At 54.2% G+C, this 16,075-nt stretch carries 15 protein-coding genes, 1 tRNA gene and 1 pseudogene; 3 read left to right on the top strand and 14 right to left on the bottom strand.

What is annotated here, in order from left to right; translation table 11 throughout:
• Window positions 1-184: 184 nt before the first annotated feature.
• The 4 genes from ACPOL_RS29655 to ACPOL_RS36700 all read right to left on the bottom strand — a co-directional run bounded on the left by ACPOL_RS29655 (window position 185) and on the right by ACPOL_RS36700 (window position 3,250).
• Entirely contained in the window at window positions 185-1,153 is a 969-nt protein-coding gene (locus tag ACPOL_RS29655; RefSeq protein ID WP_114210366.1) for a hypothetical protein, read from the bottom strand.
• Between the two features lie 126 nt (window positions 1,154-1,279).
• On the bottom strand, window positions 1,280-2,746 hold the full coding sequence (locus ACPOL_RS29650; protein WP_114210365.1) for a DNA primase family protein: 1,467 nt from the start codon (window positions 2,744-2,746) through the stop codon (window positions 1,280-1,282).
• Between the two features lie 5 nt (window positions 2,747-2,751).
• Window positions 2,752-2,928 carry a helix-turn-helix domain-containing protein gene (locus ACPOL_RS36705; protein ID WP_114210364.1) on the bottom strand — a complete coding sequence of 59 codons (177 nt, stop codon included), beginning with the start codon at window positions 2,926-2,928 and terminating at the stop codon, window positions 2,752-2,754.
• A complete protein-coding gene (locus ACPOL_RS36700) occupies window positions 2,909-3,250 on the bottom strand; it encodes a helix-turn-helix domain-containing protein (RefSeq protein WP_414633400.1) in 342 nt (113 codons plus the stop codon). Before ACPOL_RS36700 ends, ACPOL_RS36705 begins: the two co-directional genes overlap by 20 nt.
• Before the next feature lie 139 nt (window positions 3,251-3,389).
• On the opposite strand from ACPOL_RS36700, the gene ACPOL_RS29640 reads away from it, so the two are divergent.
• Complete coding sequence (locus tag ACPOL_RS29640; protein ID WP_150133183.1) at window positions 3,390-4,235, top strand: hypothetical protein; 846 nt, start codon at window positions 3,390-3,392, stop codon at window positions 4,233-4,235.
• Window positions 4,236-4,510: 275 nt separating this feature from the next.
• Here the strand turns inward: ACPOL_RS29640 and ACPOL_RS35200 are convergent, their stop codons facing one another.
• Window positions 4,511-4,828 carry a hypothetical protein gene (locus ACPOL_RS35200; RefSeq protein ID WP_236657118.1) on the bottom strand — a complete coding sequence of 106 codons (318 nt, stop codon included), beginning with the start codon at window positions 4,826-4,828 and terminating at the stop codon, window positions 4,511-4,513.
• Here ACPOL_RS35200 and ACPOL_RS36695 point away from each other — a divergent pair.
• The gene (locus ACPOL_RS36695; RefSeq protein WP_414633399.1) at window positions 4,739-5,473 is read left to right on the top strand and encodes a tyrosine-type recombinase/integrase; all 735 of its coding nucleotides are present in this window, start codon (window positions 4,739-4,741) and stop codon (window positions 5,471-5,473) included. The genes ACPOL_RS35200 and ACPOL_RS36695 overlap by 90 nt on opposite strands.
• Here ACPOL_RS36695 and ACPOL_RS29630 read toward each other — a convergent pair.
• From ACPOL_RS29630 to ACPOL_RS29595, 7 genes and pseudogenes are all read right to left on the bottom strand, one after another.
• Window positions 5,424-5,500: transfer RNA gene (locus ACPOL_RS29630), tRNA-Val, on the bottom strand. The genes ACPOL_RS36695 and ACPOL_RS29630 overlap by 50 nt on opposite strands.
• 591 nt (window positions 5,501-6,091) lie before the next feature.
• Window positions 6,092-6,829: pseudogene (locus ACPOL_RS36690) on the bottom strand (IS6 family transposase).
• A 327-nt stretch (window positions 6,830-7,156) separates the two neighbouring features.
• A complete protein-coding gene (locus ACPOL_RS29615; protein ID WP_114210361.1) occupies window positions 7,157-8,038 on the bottom strand; it encodes an oxidoreductase in 882 nt (293 codons plus the stop codon).
• Between the two features lie 1,215 nt (window positions 8,039-9,253).
• Window positions 9,254-9,850, bottom strand: coding sequence for a serine hydrolase (locus tag ACPOL_RS29605; protein ID WP_150133182.1), 597 nt, complete (start codon window positions 9,848-9,850; stop codon window positions 9,254-9,256).
• Window positions 9,851-9,882: 32 nt separating this feature from the next.
• On the bottom strand, window positions 9,883-10,029 hold the full coding sequence (locus tag ACPOL_RS33815) for a hypothetical protein (RefSeq protein ID WP_161557649.1): 147 nt from the start codon (window positions 10,027-10,029) through the stop codon (window positions 9,883-9,885).
• A 249-nt stretch (window positions 10,030-10,278) separates the two neighbouring features.
• Window positions 10,279-11,175: an AraC family transcriptional regulator gene (locus ACPOL_RS36685; protein WP_414633398.1), complete on the bottom strand. Its 897-nt coding sequence runs from the start codon at window positions 11,173-11,175 to the stop codon at window positions 10,279-10,281.
• Between the two features lie 149 nt (window positions 11,176-11,324).
• Window positions 11,325-12,530 carry an FAD-binding oxidoreductase gene (locus ACPOL_RS29595; RefSeq protein WP_114210357.1) on the bottom strand — a complete coding sequence of 402 codons (1,206 nt, stop codon included), beginning with the start codon at window positions 12,528-12,530 and terminating at the stop codon, window positions 11,325-11,327.
• A 924-nt stretch (window positions 12,531-13,454) separates the two neighbouring features.
• Here ACPOL_RS29595 and ACPOL_RS33810 point away from each other — a divergent pair.
• A complete protein-coding gene (locus ACPOL_RS33810) occupies window positions 13,455-13,808 on the top strand; it encodes a carboxypeptidase-like regulatory domain-containing protein (RefSeq protein WP_161557647.1) in 354 nt (117 codons plus the stop codon).
• Between the two features lie 566 nt (window positions 13,809-14,374).
• On the opposite strand, the gene ACPOL_RS29585 is transcribed toward ACPOL_RS33810, so the two are convergent.
• A complete protein-coding gene (locus ACPOL_RS29585) occupies window positions 14,375-15,019 on the bottom strand; it encodes a hypothetical protein (RefSeq protein WP_114210355.1) in 645 nt (214 codons plus the stop codon).
• Between the two features lie 282 nt (window positions 15,020-15,301).
• Window positions 15,302-16,057: a hypothetical protein gene (locus ACPOL_RS29580; protein ID WP_114210354.1), complete on the bottom strand. Its 756-nt coding sequence runs from the start codon at window positions 16,055-16,057 to the stop codon at window positions 15,302-15,304.
• Window positions 16,058-16,075: the final 18 nt, after the last annotated feature.

Below are 16,075 nucleotides of genomic sequence, written 5' to 3'. Positions count from 1 at the left end.
CAAGCACGAAAACTCAGCGTTACTGCAGGCCTTGCCACGCGGCGCGGATGCGGGACTGGCGCAGGATCAATGCGTCCCGATAGGGCTGTACGCGAGGCCGTTTCCATCTTTCCATCCAGAGTCGCCTGAACATAGAAGATTGTTCGCAAGCAGGATGGTGACACAAGCCGAAACATCTTCGTCCTTATCTGCCTATTGTCTTGCCGGAAAACCATATCTCACTCCCGTCCGCCCCAATAAGGCGAAGAGGTAATCGCCCTCGATACATGGGCTGTGCAAGCCATGAGACAACGCCTTCGTCTCCTTGTGGGTATGGCGATCGGAAGGGGATGAGTTTCGTTCCGGTCGGGTCGAGAGTGTGCCCGAGGATGGGCACTTCCGAGTCATGATCCACTGCACTCGTGAGGGAGAGCTGAGGCCCCGGCGAGGGTCTGGTGTCCACGAGAGCCACGTTCTGTCCCTTGACGTTGTATACCTCGAGTGACGTTGAGACCGTCGAACCGTCGTCGGTCTGGATCGGCGAAAACTTTAAGATGGACTGGAGTGCAAGTTTAGACGAAACGAATGCGATTGTCGGTATGCCGTATTTGTCACGCCCGCAGACCGCGAAAGGAGTTCCGTCCCGCCTCACCAATCGCGTGTCTTCGGAAGAAATTTCGGATTCCAATGAATCCAGACCTTCCCGGTCCATAAGAGAAAGCCACCATTCGCGCGAGAAGGTTGATACTCTGGACCGATGCACAGGCACAAACACCCCCGATGATTGTGGCGGTTTAGAATAGACATTGTAGAAGTCGTCGAGAGAAAATCCTTCGACTGTGACCTGGCCGACGTTGTCTGTTCCTCCTTGTACAGGTCTAGTCAGTACGAGGTTGGCACCCCACCTTCCGTTTGTGTAGTAGCCGAGATAGCCATTAGCTCCATTATTGAGGTCAATCCGCAGTTGAACCTCGGGTGGCATGATATCGACACCCACCGTCGCAACTTCCACGCTAGCCACATCCAACAGTTTCATAGTTCCAGCGGCCACGAACTTTGGTGCAGCTGCTCCTAGATCAATGCTGGGCTCTCTGGGACGGTTGATCCATAGGCCGAGAACAATGCCCAACACGATCAAGCCCGCTACACTGCTCGATATTCGAATGTTCTTCATGGTCGTTCAATCCTGGGAATATGAGGATCAGTGAACAACGTACATGACCGCTTTTTAGTGCGGACACGAGGACAGAGGCGGACAGCATTTTGGTACAAGTCCATTAGGCAAAAGCTAGTATAGAGATCATTGAACTAACGCGTCCGCCCCCGTCCTCATGTCCGCAGGTTTTTGGGCGTCGGAAAGGTGTTCAGCCTTCGGCCTCAGCCCCTTCCAGCCACGAGTTCTCCCATGTCCTTGGCGGTCCTGCGTGAAGCCTCTAGCGAGTAGCCTACTCGCGAGGGCGCGAGCATCGAGAGGCTTTTCTCCATTCTCGTGGCACCACCTCTCGTAGCCCGTACGGAGCAGCGCGGACGGGACAAAACCACCGGGTTTCACCTCATAGGTGTCCTCTAGGAAGGCCGATACTGGATTGCTCTCTTCGCGATATGCTTTCGTCGCTTCTGTCACACAGGTGGGTTGTACCAGCCCTTCCTTTCGCCAAAGCAGGCATCCTCGCACGGCCCAGGCAAGGATGCCGCTTGCCTCCTCCCTGAGCTTGGAGGGTAATTCAGGGTCTCGCCGCGCACCATCGAATTGTGCATGAAATGGAATGAGCCGTATCCGCCTCCAAAACCCATGAGACTCATCGATGACTTCCGGCTTGTGATTGAAGGCCAGCCACACTTTTGCAACTGGTTGGAATGTAAAGTTTTCCTTATACAGAAACCTCGCGGTGATATTGTCACCACCGGTGAGCGTCTTGACGCGCGCTTCGTTGAAGGTCGCTCCCTCGTTCGTCTCAGCGGCAGTGACAAAGCGCTTTCCCACAAGTGCGGCGACGTCATTCGGTATACCTGAACGGGCTTTCAGCTCAAATGTGGAAAAAGGAACGTTGTAGGCGTAACTGCCAAGGATATGCCTTATCGTTTCCAGCAGAGTGCTCTTTCCATTCGCGCCATCGCCAAAGCAGAGAAAAAGGCATTGCTCGCCTACCTCCCCGGTTAAAGAGTAACCAATCGCCTTTTGCACATAGCGAATCAATTCGTCGTCGCCACAAAAGACATCATTTAGAAAGGTTTCAAACCGAGGGCATTGTGCAGAGGGATCGAAGGCTGCGGATGTCTGCAGCGTAAGTCGATCTTCGGGACATCCAGCTCGCACTCGACCTGATTGCAAGTCCACAACGCCATTGCGAACACCTATGAGAGTTGCAGAAGCATCCCAGCCTTCTCCAGAGTCCGCTAGCGTCTCTGTGCTCCTGGCCATGGTTAGAGCAGCGTCGATCAGGTATCGCGATTCACTCTTTCGGGCCCACTCGGCTTGCTCGTTGCGCTCCTTTTCCTCTTGTAGATCCGCCGCAAGCGCAAGCCTTTTCCTTGCGGCAGCCTTTGCAACGCGGTAAATTTCACCGTTGGAGTCTTCAATCCAGCGGTTCTCCTTGAAAAATAGCCACTTTCCCCTGCGATGATCGAAGCACAGACGGCGATTGTAGAGCTCGCCGATCCACTCGCCATTTCCGGAGTCGGTCATGGCGAAAGAAGAGATAGATGCTGGCGAGCTTTCCGGGCGCGAACTTGATTTCTGGTCTGATTTGGACTTGCGTTTAGGCATCGTGGCTAGCGTGCCTCCGCGACCATACGTGCTACTTCTGCTGGATCAAACAGCAGTCGGCGGCACAAGCGCACAGGACGTAAACGGCCCTTACGTACCCATGACCGGACAGTGTGAGGACTCACAGCAAGTGCGGTGGCCACTGTATTGAGCGTTAGCAAGCTAGGAACGGCTTCTATCACTGCTACCTCCCGTTAGCTTTTTAAGTCGAGCTTGAACAACCCGGGCAGGCACAATCCATCGCTTACCAATTTTGCGGCCTTGCAGCTTTCCCGTCCAAAGCAATGAATACACATAATCCAACCCGACTCCGAGCCTCCGGGCAGCTTCAACTGCGGTGATTTCAGCTTCGCGCTGATATTTCACGAAAGATTCCTCCTTGACCCGAGTTGGCCTAGTGCTTATGCTACGAGTGTGCAGTACGAATGTCACTATGGGAACAAGCGTACAACAGGAGTACAACGATGCCTCGTTGCTGACCTTAGCGAGCGTTCCCGTCTCCATTCGAATGAAGTCGGGTGTGGTGACGCTTGATCGCACAGGCTTCGAAGATGGAGGTTGGCTAAGGTTCATGCCCGCGGAAAATTGCGCAATCAGTGAAGGACTGATGAAGCGGGATTGGCGGAGCCTTCGAGAACGACTTGTGAACCTAAGAACTGACGATGGCGATGCTGTCATCGGATGGTTGGGTGCAGCGGGGTACGTGCCGTTCGAGATGTTGGAAAAGCCAGAGTCGATGGTTTTCTCGCGAAAGGACGTGGAGAATATGTCGTCTCGGGATCTCGGATGGCGTGAGGAGTTCTTGACACCAGCAATAAGGCAGAGAGTACAGACCTTCCGCGATGTCTTTGCGTGGCTAATAGGCCTGAACGGAGAGCAGTTCCGTAACGCCATCGGTCTTGCGAAGGAATATGGCGAAATCCGGAACGAACTCCATCAGACGCGTGTCAGAGCCATGGAGTGCGGTAAAAATCCTCGGTTGAAAGATCCGGCCAGAGAATTCATCAAAGAAGTCAAGGCACCTTCACACCTCGACCCTGAAACGCTGGGTTTGGCTCTCAGGGGGACGGGGACGTCGGAAGTGATGCGTGGGAAGTTCTCTTGGGATAGTAGCGGCTCTCCGCATGTAGTCGCCGAAGTGGATTCTCCGATGGCCGCTGTGTGTATCTCAATACATTTAGATAGAAACTTTTCCTCGCGTGGATGGGTACAGTGCGTTCGATGTAGCAAATGGCTAGATAAGGTTCGAGGTCGTGATAGATTTTGCTCCAGTAGATGCCGCAACTACGTTACTACAACAGCCCGTAGGGGCAAGATTAGGCTCCTCAAACAGGCCGCACAGCAATGGGAGAAACTAACACCTAAAAGCCAGAGCGGGCTTGACCGATGGCAGTGGATCGCAGAATGGGTTACGCGAAAGTCAAAAAGCGAAGCCGAGGTAGAGGCAAATTGGGTCATGCGGGAGCTTACCAAGATCGAAAGCCGCTGAGAGATATGACACCGATCACGGCGACAGCAGGATTCGTTTAGGAGGAATGGATGGCGCTTACAAAACGTGGTAAGACGTGGCACACGCATTTCTTTGTTGACGGACAGCGTTTTCGCCAGTCGCTGGAAACAAGCGACTGGCGAGAGGCGCAAGCAAAAGAGAAAACCCTAATTTCGGCGGCGAAACAGGGCAAACTGAGCGCATCAAGTGAGGATTTCGCAAGGTTGATCTTCGATGAAGCAGCTATAAAGTATCTCGAGGGTCGGCTGCCCGAACTAGCTGAATCTAGCCAGCAGAAGGAGCGCCAAATACTGGTGAAGCCGAAAGAGTTCTTTCGGGGCAGACGGCTGAGAAACATCACGGCGGAAGATGTTCTCGCCTATCGGCAGTGGCGCACGGCAGGCGGGGTTGGTCCAGCGATCATCAACATGGAAGTCGGAGCTGTGCGCCGGATCCTCAAAAGGGCGAAGCGTTGGAGTCTGATTGCCGATGACGTTCGGCCATTGAAGGAACCGCGCTCCATCGGTCAGGCCTTGACCCATGAGCAGAAACTGCGTTTGCTCCAGGCTGCCGACTCCAAACCTGAATGGCAAAATGCCCGGCTGGCGATGGCACTGGCTTTATGCACTACCATGAGGGGCGTCGAGATCAAAAATCTGCGCTGGCGGGATGTAGACTGGCCCCGGCGTGGGTTCACTGTCCGGCGTAGCAAGACCGATGCGGGGTTGCGGTCGATCCCGATGAACGAGGACGCATACAGTACTGTTCTTGAGCTCTGGGAGCGCGCTAAAGCGTTCGGCGGCACTCAGCCTGACCACTTCCTCTTCCCGGCCTGTGAGCGTGGCTATATCGACCCTAAGCGCTGCCAGAAGAGCTGGCGCACGGCCTGGCGCAAGCTGACTGCCTCTGCTGGGCTTAAGGGCTTCCGCTTTCATGACTGCCGCCACCATGCTATTACCGAGCTTGCCGAGTCGCAGGCGAGCGATGCTACCATCATGGCCTTGGCTGGGCATGTCTCCCGGAAGATGCTGGAGCACTACTCCCACGTCCGCCAGGAAGCGAAGAGGGAAGCGGTGAATGTACTATCGGCGAAGTGCCCGAGGAGGCCAACAACCGAGGGTTACGACACAAACAACGACACAAAATACATGCTGTCAGGTGAAGTGTCCTCTTATGTTGTTGAAAATATGGTAGGCACGAGGAGACTCGAACTCCTGACCTCTACCGTGTCAAGGTAGCGCTCTAACCAACTGAGCTACGCGCCTGCTATGTTTTTAACCAGTTGTCCTAACTCATTGATTCTACTGGTCAACCTGAATTTCCATACTTTCTCCAGATTCCACACTTTCCATTGAATATGACCAATTTTCGGGGGAAACATCCAGTAAACATCCAGTAAGAGACACCAGAGTTGCTGTGGAGGAGACCTGAATCTCGCGGCACTGTCACTGCCTCTTATGATTGTAGCAAAAGTGGTCTCTCTTTTGACGATCTCGATCTCTTCGGCGGAGAAACTTAACAGCCGAACAGCGATTTGCTGCCAACATTCCTTCTCTTGAAGCGTCCCGCACTTGAGTGGTGCTCCCAATCGACCACAGTGTCCGATAAAAAGCTCCTCCTCTAGCCATAAAACAGTCGCCGAGGGCTCTATGCGCCTTTCTCGACTGTTATTGCCCGCTATCCATACTGCCTTTGTCGTCTATCGAGCGCATATCCAGCGGTGATCTAAACTCAGGGACAACGATCTCGTCCGTTCCGTTGTAGGCGTCTCCTACGTCTTTGCCCTACTGGCCTGGGAACCCCGGGGCGCGCCGCATCGTCGACTCTTATCACAGCCGCTTTAAGGCTCTGTTGCATTAACCCTGTTGCGCACAGTTAGCGCTAACGCTGTTCGCGTAGGCAGCGATCGTGAAGACCTCGGACAGCTTGTTTACAAAACGCACCTCGTCTTGGACGTTCGGCTTGCAGGTAAGGCAATGAGCTCTGCGGATCATCCGCATAACTTCGAAGGCTTTGATGGTAGCGGCTGCCGTCTTCATCCTTTGAAAGCCCCGTGTCGGGCGAATGGCTCGCTTGATTGCTGCATGATCCGCCTCAATGATGTTGTTCAATTACTTGCACGTGTGATGCTTGGTCGACCCTGACAACTTGCCCTCTTGCTGCAGCCTGCTGATAGCTTGAGGATACGATCCATGGGCTGTCGTAATCGGGGAGGGTGGCAGTGGCGCATGATCATTAATGCTTTTCCGAGGAAACGATAGGCTGCCCGGGTGTTCCGCCGGTCCGTCAACATGAAGTCGATTAGCAGGCCATGCTTGTCGACAGCCCGGAACAGGTACTTCCACTTGCCGCCAACCTTCACATATGTCTCGTCCACGCGGCGCGAGGTCGCTCGGTAGCTTTGATAGCATCGAACCTCGCTTTTCGAGTTCAGGTGCATAGCGATGGACCCAGCGCTTGATCGTGGACGGATCTACTTCCACGCCGCGCTCCTGCATCATCTCGGCCAGATCGCGATAGGAGATCCCGTAGTTGCAGTACCAGCGAACACACACCAGGATGATCTCAATAGGAAAACGTCGACGCTTGAACATGAGCCATCCCAACGTCTCTACGCCGCCCAAGCTCCTGGCACCGTTCTAAAGCAACAGTGCCCTTTTCCCGGGGCCGCGGACATTCAGTCGCCAACTCCCGGGTCCAAAGCTATCGTTCAGTGTCTCGAGTCTGACGGTACACGCCCATTCTTCGCTAACCATCCCCTTCCGCTGGCGTTTACGGAGTAACTGCCGCGTGCGCTCCGCTATGGCTCCCACAACGCTCACTGATTATGGTCACGAGAATGGTGTTTGCTTCTAGCCGATTGCAGAACATCACCCTCGTGACGCGCATCATAAGGGACAGAAAGATGGGCCCAAACGGTTCTACGCGGCGTAGCTTCCCACGGCATTCAGCTGGGTCAATATCTCGGCTGATAGCTCAAGGTCAACAGCCTCTAAATTCTCTTTTAGATGTAGCAGTGACGAGGTTCCGGGAATGAGCAGAATATTGGGCGACCGTTTCAATAGCCAATGAAGCGCCACCTGCAATGAGGTGGCGTTTACCGAGGCAGCTGCAACGTCCAACTCAGCAGACTGAAGCGGTGTCATTCCGCCAAGCGGGAAATACGGTACGTAGGCGACGCCTTCTTTATCAAGTTGGTCTATGAAGGCATCGTCCCGGCGTTGGGCCACGTTGTAAAAGTTCTGAACGCAGACAATCTGCGCAATCTTCTTTGCTTCCGCATACTGCTGGGGAGACACGTTGCTCACGCCCAAATGGCGAATAAGGCCTTGCCGCTGCAATTCGGCAAGCGCAGTCATTGGCTCCTCAATCGATCCCTCTGTGGGCCACAACTCGCCGCCTACCCGTAGGTTTACAATTTCCAGCGCATCGAGACCAAGGTTACGCAGGTTCTCATGTGCGCCAGCGGTGATATCACTGGCGGAGACCGCAGGGATCCAAGAGCCACTGTCCCCACGGCGCCAACCCAGCTTCGTAACAATAACGAGGTCGTCGCGATAAGGATGAAGCGTCTGTCTAATGATCTGATTGACCGAGTGTGGACCGTAGTAGTCGCTTGTGTCGATATGATTAACGCCCGCCGCAATTACCTCGTTTAGGACCGCGGAACCCCCGTCACGAGCCTTTGATGGTCCGTATGCGTGTGGCCCTGCCAACTGCATCGCGCCAAAACCCATGCGGCGAACCTGCAGCTGTGTACCGGGAAAGGTGAACATGCCACCGAGATCAGCTTGGTTTGTCATTATTTAGAACTCTCCTAATGTTAGATTCGTAAGCCTTCGCTTCATGTATTGAAGCTGAAGCCGGCAGTCGTGGGTCGGCCGGCTTCGCGTTCATGACACATTCAATCGGATGCGATTGGAACGTCATTCACACCATGCAAACGGTTCCCGCCAACTATGCTTGCTACTCATACGGCGGACCGAGCGGCTTTGCGTTCCACAATGTCCGCCTCGCCGAGGCGCGTGCCTGTCCGCTCAAATCGGTCATAGCGATCGCCGGGACGTATGGGATAGCGTTGGTCCATCAAGAATCAACTCACCGGCCTGAGCGAGATATTCCTGCTTAGCGTCGACATTATGCCAGGCCCTTGGACCTGTCGCATCAACAACCCGGGCACAGCTTGTCTGTCTCGACACCTAATCAGGTCGAGACAAACAAGATGTCGAAGGGATTAATCAATCATTCTCACACGCTGCTTACAGGTGAGGCGATGCCCCCGCCAGGTCACGCGTAGTACTTCAAAGTACTCGATCGAAGCGGCCGCGTGCTCATCGCCTGAGCCTCTCAGGGGGGCCAATGACTCGCGTGGGTGCGCCATGGTCGACTTCAATGATGTTGTGCAGGTATTTGCAGGTACGCTATTTGTCGCGGCAGATAGCCCATCCTCCCGTTGCAGGTCGCGGCTCGTTTCGGATACGAACCGAGTTGGTACGAGGTGAGCGGGGGCAGCCAATGGTCATGATCGCCAGTGCTCTTCCCGGATAGCAATGGGTTGCCGGAGTATCGCCGCTGCCGCCTACCTCCTTCACATACGTCTCATCCAAACGCCACAAAGCAGTTCGCTAGCCCTGGTACCAGCGCACCCGCTTGTCCAACTCCGGCGCATTCAACGCGTGATGGTTAAACCGTCTACCCAACGGCGCTCCTGCATCATCTCCATGAGATCCAAGTAGCTAACGTCGTACTGACAGTAACGATAAACCTACAGCAGGATGATTTCTGCAGGGAGCGCCGGCGCTTGAAGATAATTTATTCAATGCCCCCCCCTGATGTGAACTTCCAGTCGTGACTGATGAAACAGAGCCGAAGATCCCATGATCTGGCACCAACGTGGGGTGCTCCGAGTTAACGTTCTGTTTTCAATGCTGCGTCATAGCACGCGCGCGCAATCGCCGCTATTGTGTGCTCCACAGCAGCTTCGTCAGCATGTGCATCCGTTACTAAGATCGCCAGTGCTAGGCGCCGCCCGTCGGAAGCGTGATCAATGCGACATCGTTTGTTGCTGCTGCCATGTTGTTGTTATATCCTGCCGTGCCCGTCTTATAAGCGACAATCGTTCCAGCGGGTAGCAGCCCGCATATCCTGTTCGGAAAAGATGGGGAGGAACTCATAATGCTGAGCAGGTACTTCGTGTTCCCGTGAGTGAGGAGGGAGTTCTCCGCGAGCATGCAAAGGAGCTTTACAAACGTGGCAGGTTCACCGGTGTTACGGTACTGTCGCCGTTCATCATCATGCATGCTTGCTTCCGAGTCTCGTATCTGAATACCCTGAAGGCCGAGTGAATCGAGATACTGCTGAACCGGTGCCGTTCCGCCCATCTGCCGCAGCAGTATGTCATTGGCGGTATTATCCGGATGCCCAACCCAGAGTTCCGGTAACTGACGCAGAGGCACATCGACGTTCGCAGCGGGGTACATATCCTGCAATGGGCTGAAAGTATCCTTATAGGTGTCTGAAGGTAAAGAGTGCACTGACTGCTCTAAGGAGAGCTTTCCTTGCCCGACTGCGTGTAGAACTGCGACATTAAGTAGAAACTTGAAAGCAGATTGCATCGGCTCTTGACCATGCGGGTTGAGGTCGCAATTCAGGTTCTGCCACGCAGCGAACAAGCCACTGAGACGATGCCATGAGCCTCTTTGGCGAGATCGTGAATCTGTTGCTGAAGAGGTAACTGGGCTTGAGTGAAGGCGGGAAGGAGTGTGAGCAGTGTGGGCAGTGCGACACGAAGCATTGAGTGTGGTTCCGTTGTTCACTTTGTCGACGCTTTAAACTTGATCTAGCCGTTTATCTGCTGCTGACGGCGGTCCTGTTTCGACGAAGAACTGAAGCGGATCCACGTCGGACACGCATGCTTCAAAACTCTCAACGTTTCAAGATCCCCATTGGTGCCGGTCATCTCGACTTGAAGACCGTTCCGGGTAAGCTTCCCGCCTTCGATCTGGAGCTGAAACAGCGCCCGTCGAAGCGACTTTATATATCGTCATGCAACATGTCCAATGCGGCCACGCGGCGCGCGTTTGCGGCAGGCCCGCCGGTACTTGGCCGGTGAGGCGCCCATAATATTCCGAAATACCTTTCCGAAGGCATTCTCTGACTCGTAGCCGAACGAGGAGGCGATCCGCGACACCGGTTCACTGGACGAGGTTAATCTCGCGCCTGCCAAGATCATCCGCCATCGCGTTAGGTATTCCATCGGAGTCACGCCGACAATGTTCTTGAACCTCTTTGCGAACGTGGACCGCGACAGCCCGGCGTGCCGCGCCAACTCTTGCAGGCTCCAACGATGACCTGGAGCCTCATGGATCCGGGTAAGCGCGACTGCCATTGCATCATCGGCAAGCGCGAACAACCAACCGACACTGGTTATTGCAAACTCTTCGACGTGACACCGGAGAATTTGCATGAGGATTATGGTCGCGAGACATTGCGTCATCAATGCACTGCCAGGTTGTGGATGCTTTACTTCATTGATTAGACGGCTCAGAGTCATCGTGAGACCATGATGAACTTCTCTACTGCGACGGTGAATGAGAGGCGGAAGTACGGACCGAAACATCGCCTCGGCGTGACTACTCATAAGCAGGAGCTCTCCACTCACAAGGAAGCAGCCAGCATGATCGTTGCTCCCCTCCGGATAGCTGATCACCGACTTGTCGACGCACCTACAGGTTAGGGAGTGCGCTGTCCCGCGAGGCAGCACCACACAGTCGCCTGCCTCAAGTGTGATTACCGATGGCACACCGCCTACGATGAGGCTACCCTGGCCCGAGACTACCACAAGAAACTTGATAGATCCTTTATCAGGGAACCTTAAGCTCGTACTTCCGGCGAGGCTCACGCTACCTACTTGTTGAACGACGAGGTCGAGGGCCGACATGACTTCCGAAAATGGATCGATAATCTGCTTCATCACCTATTGAAGTAGCGACAGTGGTTAGTAAGCTCTCTGCGACGGCAAGCAAGTCCATGAATGAGCGACGATGTGCTGAGCTCGATGCCGCTTGACGTCATCTGCGGTGCGTTATGTCACAACTGACACACGTTCGAGGAGAAGACATCGTGAGGGTCAAACTTATTTTTGACTGCCCTCAGTCGTGTTCGAGAAGGCTCGTAGAAGTCGTAGGTTCGTTTTTGTTCTGCAGGACCGAGCACATTGGGATAGCCACCAGACAGGGAGAGCTGGGATAGCTCCTCCAACACTTGGTCGAACCATTCTCCCGCCGCAACTCCGTCCTCAACGCTGTCCCAACCTGCGATAACTTCAACGAGGTAGTGGTTTTTTCGAAGCGGATAGGCAGAGCTTTCGAGCTGGATCCGACTTGCTTGTCCATGAAAGTCGTGCAGAAGGAGAACACAGCCTGGAGTGGGTGCGCGCTCTGCGCCTCGCGTGAGAACGTCGACTACTGCGCCGTTCAATACTTCGCAAAAGCGTGCGCTGACTCGATAGTTCTCGTTTGCCGACCACGCTTTCTCGGCTTCACGATCAAAGATTTGGTTGTACGGCGACCATCGCCGGGCGACAACCTTCGAATTGGGCAAGTTGCATAGCTTTTCGAATAGCCGCTCGCCGATTTCAGACTTTTCGCTGAGAAGAGGCTGAAGGAAGAGGCCCTTCTGACCACTATGCAGAGTCACCAGTCCCGAAAGCACGCTTAACCCATCGGGAGATGCTTCGGTGATCTCCTGCAGATGCGACAGCGTCGTGGCCGCCGACGACTGCGGGAAGAGGATCGTCGCGGACTGTACTGTCGGTACCGAAAACAATTCTAGTTCCATCGAAGTTACCACGCCGTAGTTGCCGCCTCCTCCGCGGAGCGCCCAAAAGAGATCGGGATTATCCTGTGCACTGGCAGTGACCACATTGCCGTCTGCGAGCACGACTTGTGCACTTCGCATGGTGTCGCACGCAAGTCCGAAGCGACTGTTCAGCGGGCCGTAACCGCCCCCGAGTGTTAGCCCGGTGTATCCGACGCTTGATTCCGCCCCCGTCACGGAGGCCAGATCGTCCGGGAGTTCCAGTAAAACATCGTTGATCAGACTGCCGCCTCCCAGGGTCACCGTACGGCTTTCTCGATCGACATGAACCCGCGACATCGGGCGAAGATTGAGAACGACGCCCCCTTGCACGACCGCAAATCCAGCCCAATGCCGCCCCCCCCAAGCACCGAAATGGGTACCCCGTATTCTGTTGCCAACTTGACGACCTGCTGCACATTGTCGACAGTCAGGCAATCGACGAGAGCGCGAGGTCTATTGCGGCAAGCTTTATTCCAAAGTGCGGTGTGGACCGCTTGGGCAGCCCGCTCTCCGGTTGAAATCTGAGACCCCAGCGCATCGGTCAAAGCGGTCAAAAACGATTCTTGCTCCATCTATATTCTCCTGTTGTGTTGGTTGGACGCTATGCGACATCCATGCACCGGGCGTGATGCGCCCCTGGTAGCCGCGGAAACCTCGCAGCGCAAGGCAGAGTCTCTCGCCGGAGCCATCAGCAAGGACCAAACAAACACAGTCGTCTGCTTGCATGAACTGTCGCCTTACGGCTCCTTGCATTGTCTCTACTATCGGATGCGACCAAGAACCATCTGCACCATGCAAAGGAGTAGGCCCGCGCATGATTGAAATTCATGGCTAACTCACAGATACTTCTCTTATGACAATGCGCTTAGATCGGCTTCGGAATGCCGACCTCAACCTCTTGATTTGTTTCGTCATTCTAGCGGAGGAGAAGAATGTAACAAGGGCAGCTATGGCGCCTTCGGTTAGCGCAATCCGCTCTCAGTCGATTTCTCCAACGCTTGAGAATGCTCTTTAAGGACGAGCTGCTGGTTCGCGCGAATGGCCAACCGTGAAAACTCTTGATGAGACAAATGACTTCGGCGCTCCGGCTTACCAATGTTGGGATGGACCATCAATGAGGAGTGGTATTCACGGCTGAGCAGGGATTGGTATCGCAAACCAGCAACACATCCGTTTTCTCAATTTGTTCAATCTTCAGGCAATCTACAGGTTATTTCTCTACGCTGTCTTCAGAACAACTCACAGGCGCATCACCCATGCCCCGGACTATTGCTGGAGTCTGCGATCAAAATCTCGGAACCTGTCTTTCTATTGCCCCTGTTGGACCCGCTTCAGTTGTTTGCGCAGATTGGCCCTTTCATGACCGGAACTGTGCAGGATTCTTCCGGCGCAGTGATACGAGGCACCGTCCTTAGGCTGCTCTCGCAAACGGGCAGGCCAATCGCTCAACAAGTCATTGATGGACGAGGAGGATTTCGCTTCTCCTCCGCCACGACCGGCTCGTATGTACTCGACGTAACGGAATCCGGTTTTCGTGAGGCGAGGGTTCTGACCTCGGTGTCGGCTGGGGAGTCTATCCCAAACCCTAATTGGGATGGCCGTCAAGGGGAAGACGATTCGGTATCCGTCGATGGGTCCGCTTTACCCGCTCAGGTGGACACTCTTTGCATGGCCCGGATTATCTTGACCTGGATCTCGACCTATATCACATGAATTCTTAACGACGAAGGGGCCGACATTTACGTTATCGTTGAATTCGTTCAACACGCTTAATCATCAAAACGATGTCACGTACGTTGGCATCGTCAACTCGCCCTTCTTTTATAAAGCGGTAGCAGCCCAACCTTCGCGGCGCATGCAACTCAAGCCACAAATTATGTTTTACGGGGATACAGAGACAAGAGTCTCGTATGCGAACGGACTTTGATCTGCCGACGATCACGTGAAGAATTCTCTCTGATGATCATCAACCAATACGTAGCCTCTTGGGATTGGATAAATGCGGACCAAGGCAATTTACACCGTCGCTGCAGACCGTTCCCTGCAAAAGGAGAGCCGTTTCGCTTTGAATGGAGCAACTCATACGAGAACTTAGAAGTCCTCAGTGATGGTTAGCTTTCCAGAAGCAGTCGCGGCTAGAGAGCGCAACGCACCTGTTTTCCTGAGTATTGGGCCGTTCATTTTTCTCGTTCAGAGAATCATCTTGCACGCAGGCGCGAGCACGCTTTGAAGTCACCTGTTGCCGCGAACGCTGGGTATTCGCGAAGCCGGCTCCCTCTTTATCGCCCAGTCCTTCCGCCGAACAGACGCCATACAAAGGGAAAGTCGAAGCCCGAGACATTCCGATCAAGCCAATCCCCCGCAACTTGTCCCCAGTGTGTCTTCTTCCGAATCCCCAGCCACACAAAGTAGGCGACGTGAAAAGCGCATAGCCATTCCAGCGCAGATGTGACGAATACATGTGAATTGATCGCAGCGTTGAGAGAAGAGCGATCAGTCAATCCTCTTGTGTGTGGGATGACCCGGGCCCCCGGACGCAGGTACGCGATGAGGAGCCCGGATATGACAGTGGCTGCCACGCCGAGGTATATCCCCAGATTCATCAGCAGTCTAAGGGTCGAAGACGATATCGAAGCGAATGCAATTGTCCAGCGGCCTCCGGCGGAAAGCGGGCTGCTCGCCCAGATAAAGCGTACGAAAAACGTCAGCCCCACAACAACGCCTACCTTCACTTCTCCTTTCATGGCAACCGAACTATTCATAGCATGGTTCGATTCACCATTGCTGATAAAGGCGTAGAGCAGCGCGACAGCGCTGATCCAGTGAATACTTCCGTTGAACAGCCTCAAAGAACGAGAAGAGGCTTGTTGCGGAACAGCGGTTTCAGGTTGCCGGGTCGCTTTAAGAGAACTGGATTTTTCCATGTCATAAACCTCTGTTCGAAGCAAGACGCAATGATCTCTCAGGGCACCCGGTGGAGTCAGCAGTGACGACACTCTCCTGCCCGAACCCTGCGATCAGAGTAAAGCTGGACAGTGTAGATTTTCTGAATAGCCCTCTGATAAGGCAGAACTCTCGCGTAATTGATTCCGAGAACCGTTTGGGTCACTCTCTTTCCAGTCTGAGTTCCTCAACGATTGATGATCTCGGCGTATGAATACGGGAATATTGACCGGACAATGGTGACGCTCAGACGCCTTGGGAGGTCACTGCGAGGGGGACGCAATGCGCGAGCCCGTATCTTCCGCTCTCCAGCGCTCACTTTTCCAGAAGAGCAGAACTGACAAGAAGGCAACTCCTGTGATGAGCGTGCTGATCGATAACCCGAAATGCAATGTGTGGTTCTCAGCGAGCCAGTCTCCCATCGACGTTCCGGCCATACGGGCAATCGCTACGGTGACCCAGTACACGACAGGCATCTTCGCTGTGCTTTCTCGCCCGAAGAACAGCACAATCAGGAGAATTGCGCCAAGACCAAGCGATGAGGAGCCTTCCCCCAAATTGTCCGAGCATAGATCACCTCCCAATGTTCCGAACACACCTGCGGCCAGCATAGCGATCCAGTAAGCAATGTTTGTGTTAGGCAGGGTATTTAATGAACTGACAGTGCCGCGGTTGGTAAAGGAGCTGATCCAAGCAAAGAAGCAAAGGATCACGGTGACGCCGAGACCGAGCAACACCGGCGGAACTTTGGCGATGTAAGCGAGGTAATCTGCAATGTTGGTCGCGCCTGTGCGAATGATTATGATGATCAGCCAGTAGTAGACCTGATGGCGTCGGTTCTCGAAGCGCTCAGTCGCGAACACGAGAGCAGCAAGAAGGGACAGTACGCCGACCCCTTGAATAAGACCAAGACCGCTCTTGTGCGCATAGAGGTCTCCAAGATTTGTGCCGAATATGCTGGAAAGTGTGATTGCTGTCCAATATCTGATGTCGATCGGCGGCATGTGTAAACGCTTCATTTCAACCTCCTAAGCTTA

Source organism: Acidisarcina polymorpha (assembly GCF_003330725.1).
GTDB lineage: Bacteria > Acidobacteriota > Terriglobia > Terriglobales > Acidobacteriaceae > Acidisarcina > Acidisarcina polymorpha.
The sequence above is the reverse complement of the archived record's forward strand: the minus strand, read 5'-3'. Positions and strand labels throughout refer to the sequence as shown.

Coding starts and splice junctions, on each gene's coding strand:
- ACPOL_RS33810 (WP_161557647.1), top strand. CDS start 13,455: ATGACCGGAACTGTGCAGGATTCTTCCGGCGCAGTGATACGAGGCACC.
- ACPOL_RS29580 (WP_114210354.1), bottom strand. CDS start 16,057: ATGAAGCGTTTACACATGCCGCCGATCGACATCAGATATTGGACAGCA.
- ACPOL_RS33815 (WP_161557649.1), bottom strand. CDS start 10,029: ATGCTTCGTGTCGCACTGCCCACACTGCTCACACTCCTTCCCGCCTTC.
- ACPOL_RS29650 (WP_114210365.1), bottom strand. CDS start 2,746: ATGCCTAAACGCAAGTCCAAATCAGACCAGAAATCAAGTTCGCGCCCG.
- ACPOL_RS29605 (WP_150133182.1), bottom strand. CDS start 9,850: ATGCAATCTGCTTTCAAGTTTCTACTTAATGTCGCAGTTCTACACGCA.
- ACPOL_RS36685 (WP_414633398.1), bottom strand. CDS start 11,175: ATGTCGGCCCTCGACCTCGTCGTTCAACAAGTAGGTAGCGTGAGCCTC.
- ACPOL_RS29655 (WP_114210366.1), bottom strand. CDS start 1,153: ATGAAGAACATTCGAATATCGAGCAGTGTAGCGGGCTTGATCGTGTTG.
- ACPOL_RS29585 (WP_114210355.1), bottom strand. CDS start 15,019: ATGGAAAAATCCAGTTCTCTTAAAGCGACCCGGCAACCTGAAACCGCT.
- ACPOL_RS36700 (WP_414633400.1), bottom strand. CDS start 3,250: ATGGAGACGGGAACGCTCGCTAAGGTCAGCAACGAGGCATCGTTGTAC.
- ACPOL_RS29615 (WP_114210361.1), bottom strand. CDS start 8,038: ATGACAAACCAAGCTGATCTCGGTGGCATGTTCACCTTTCCCGGTACA.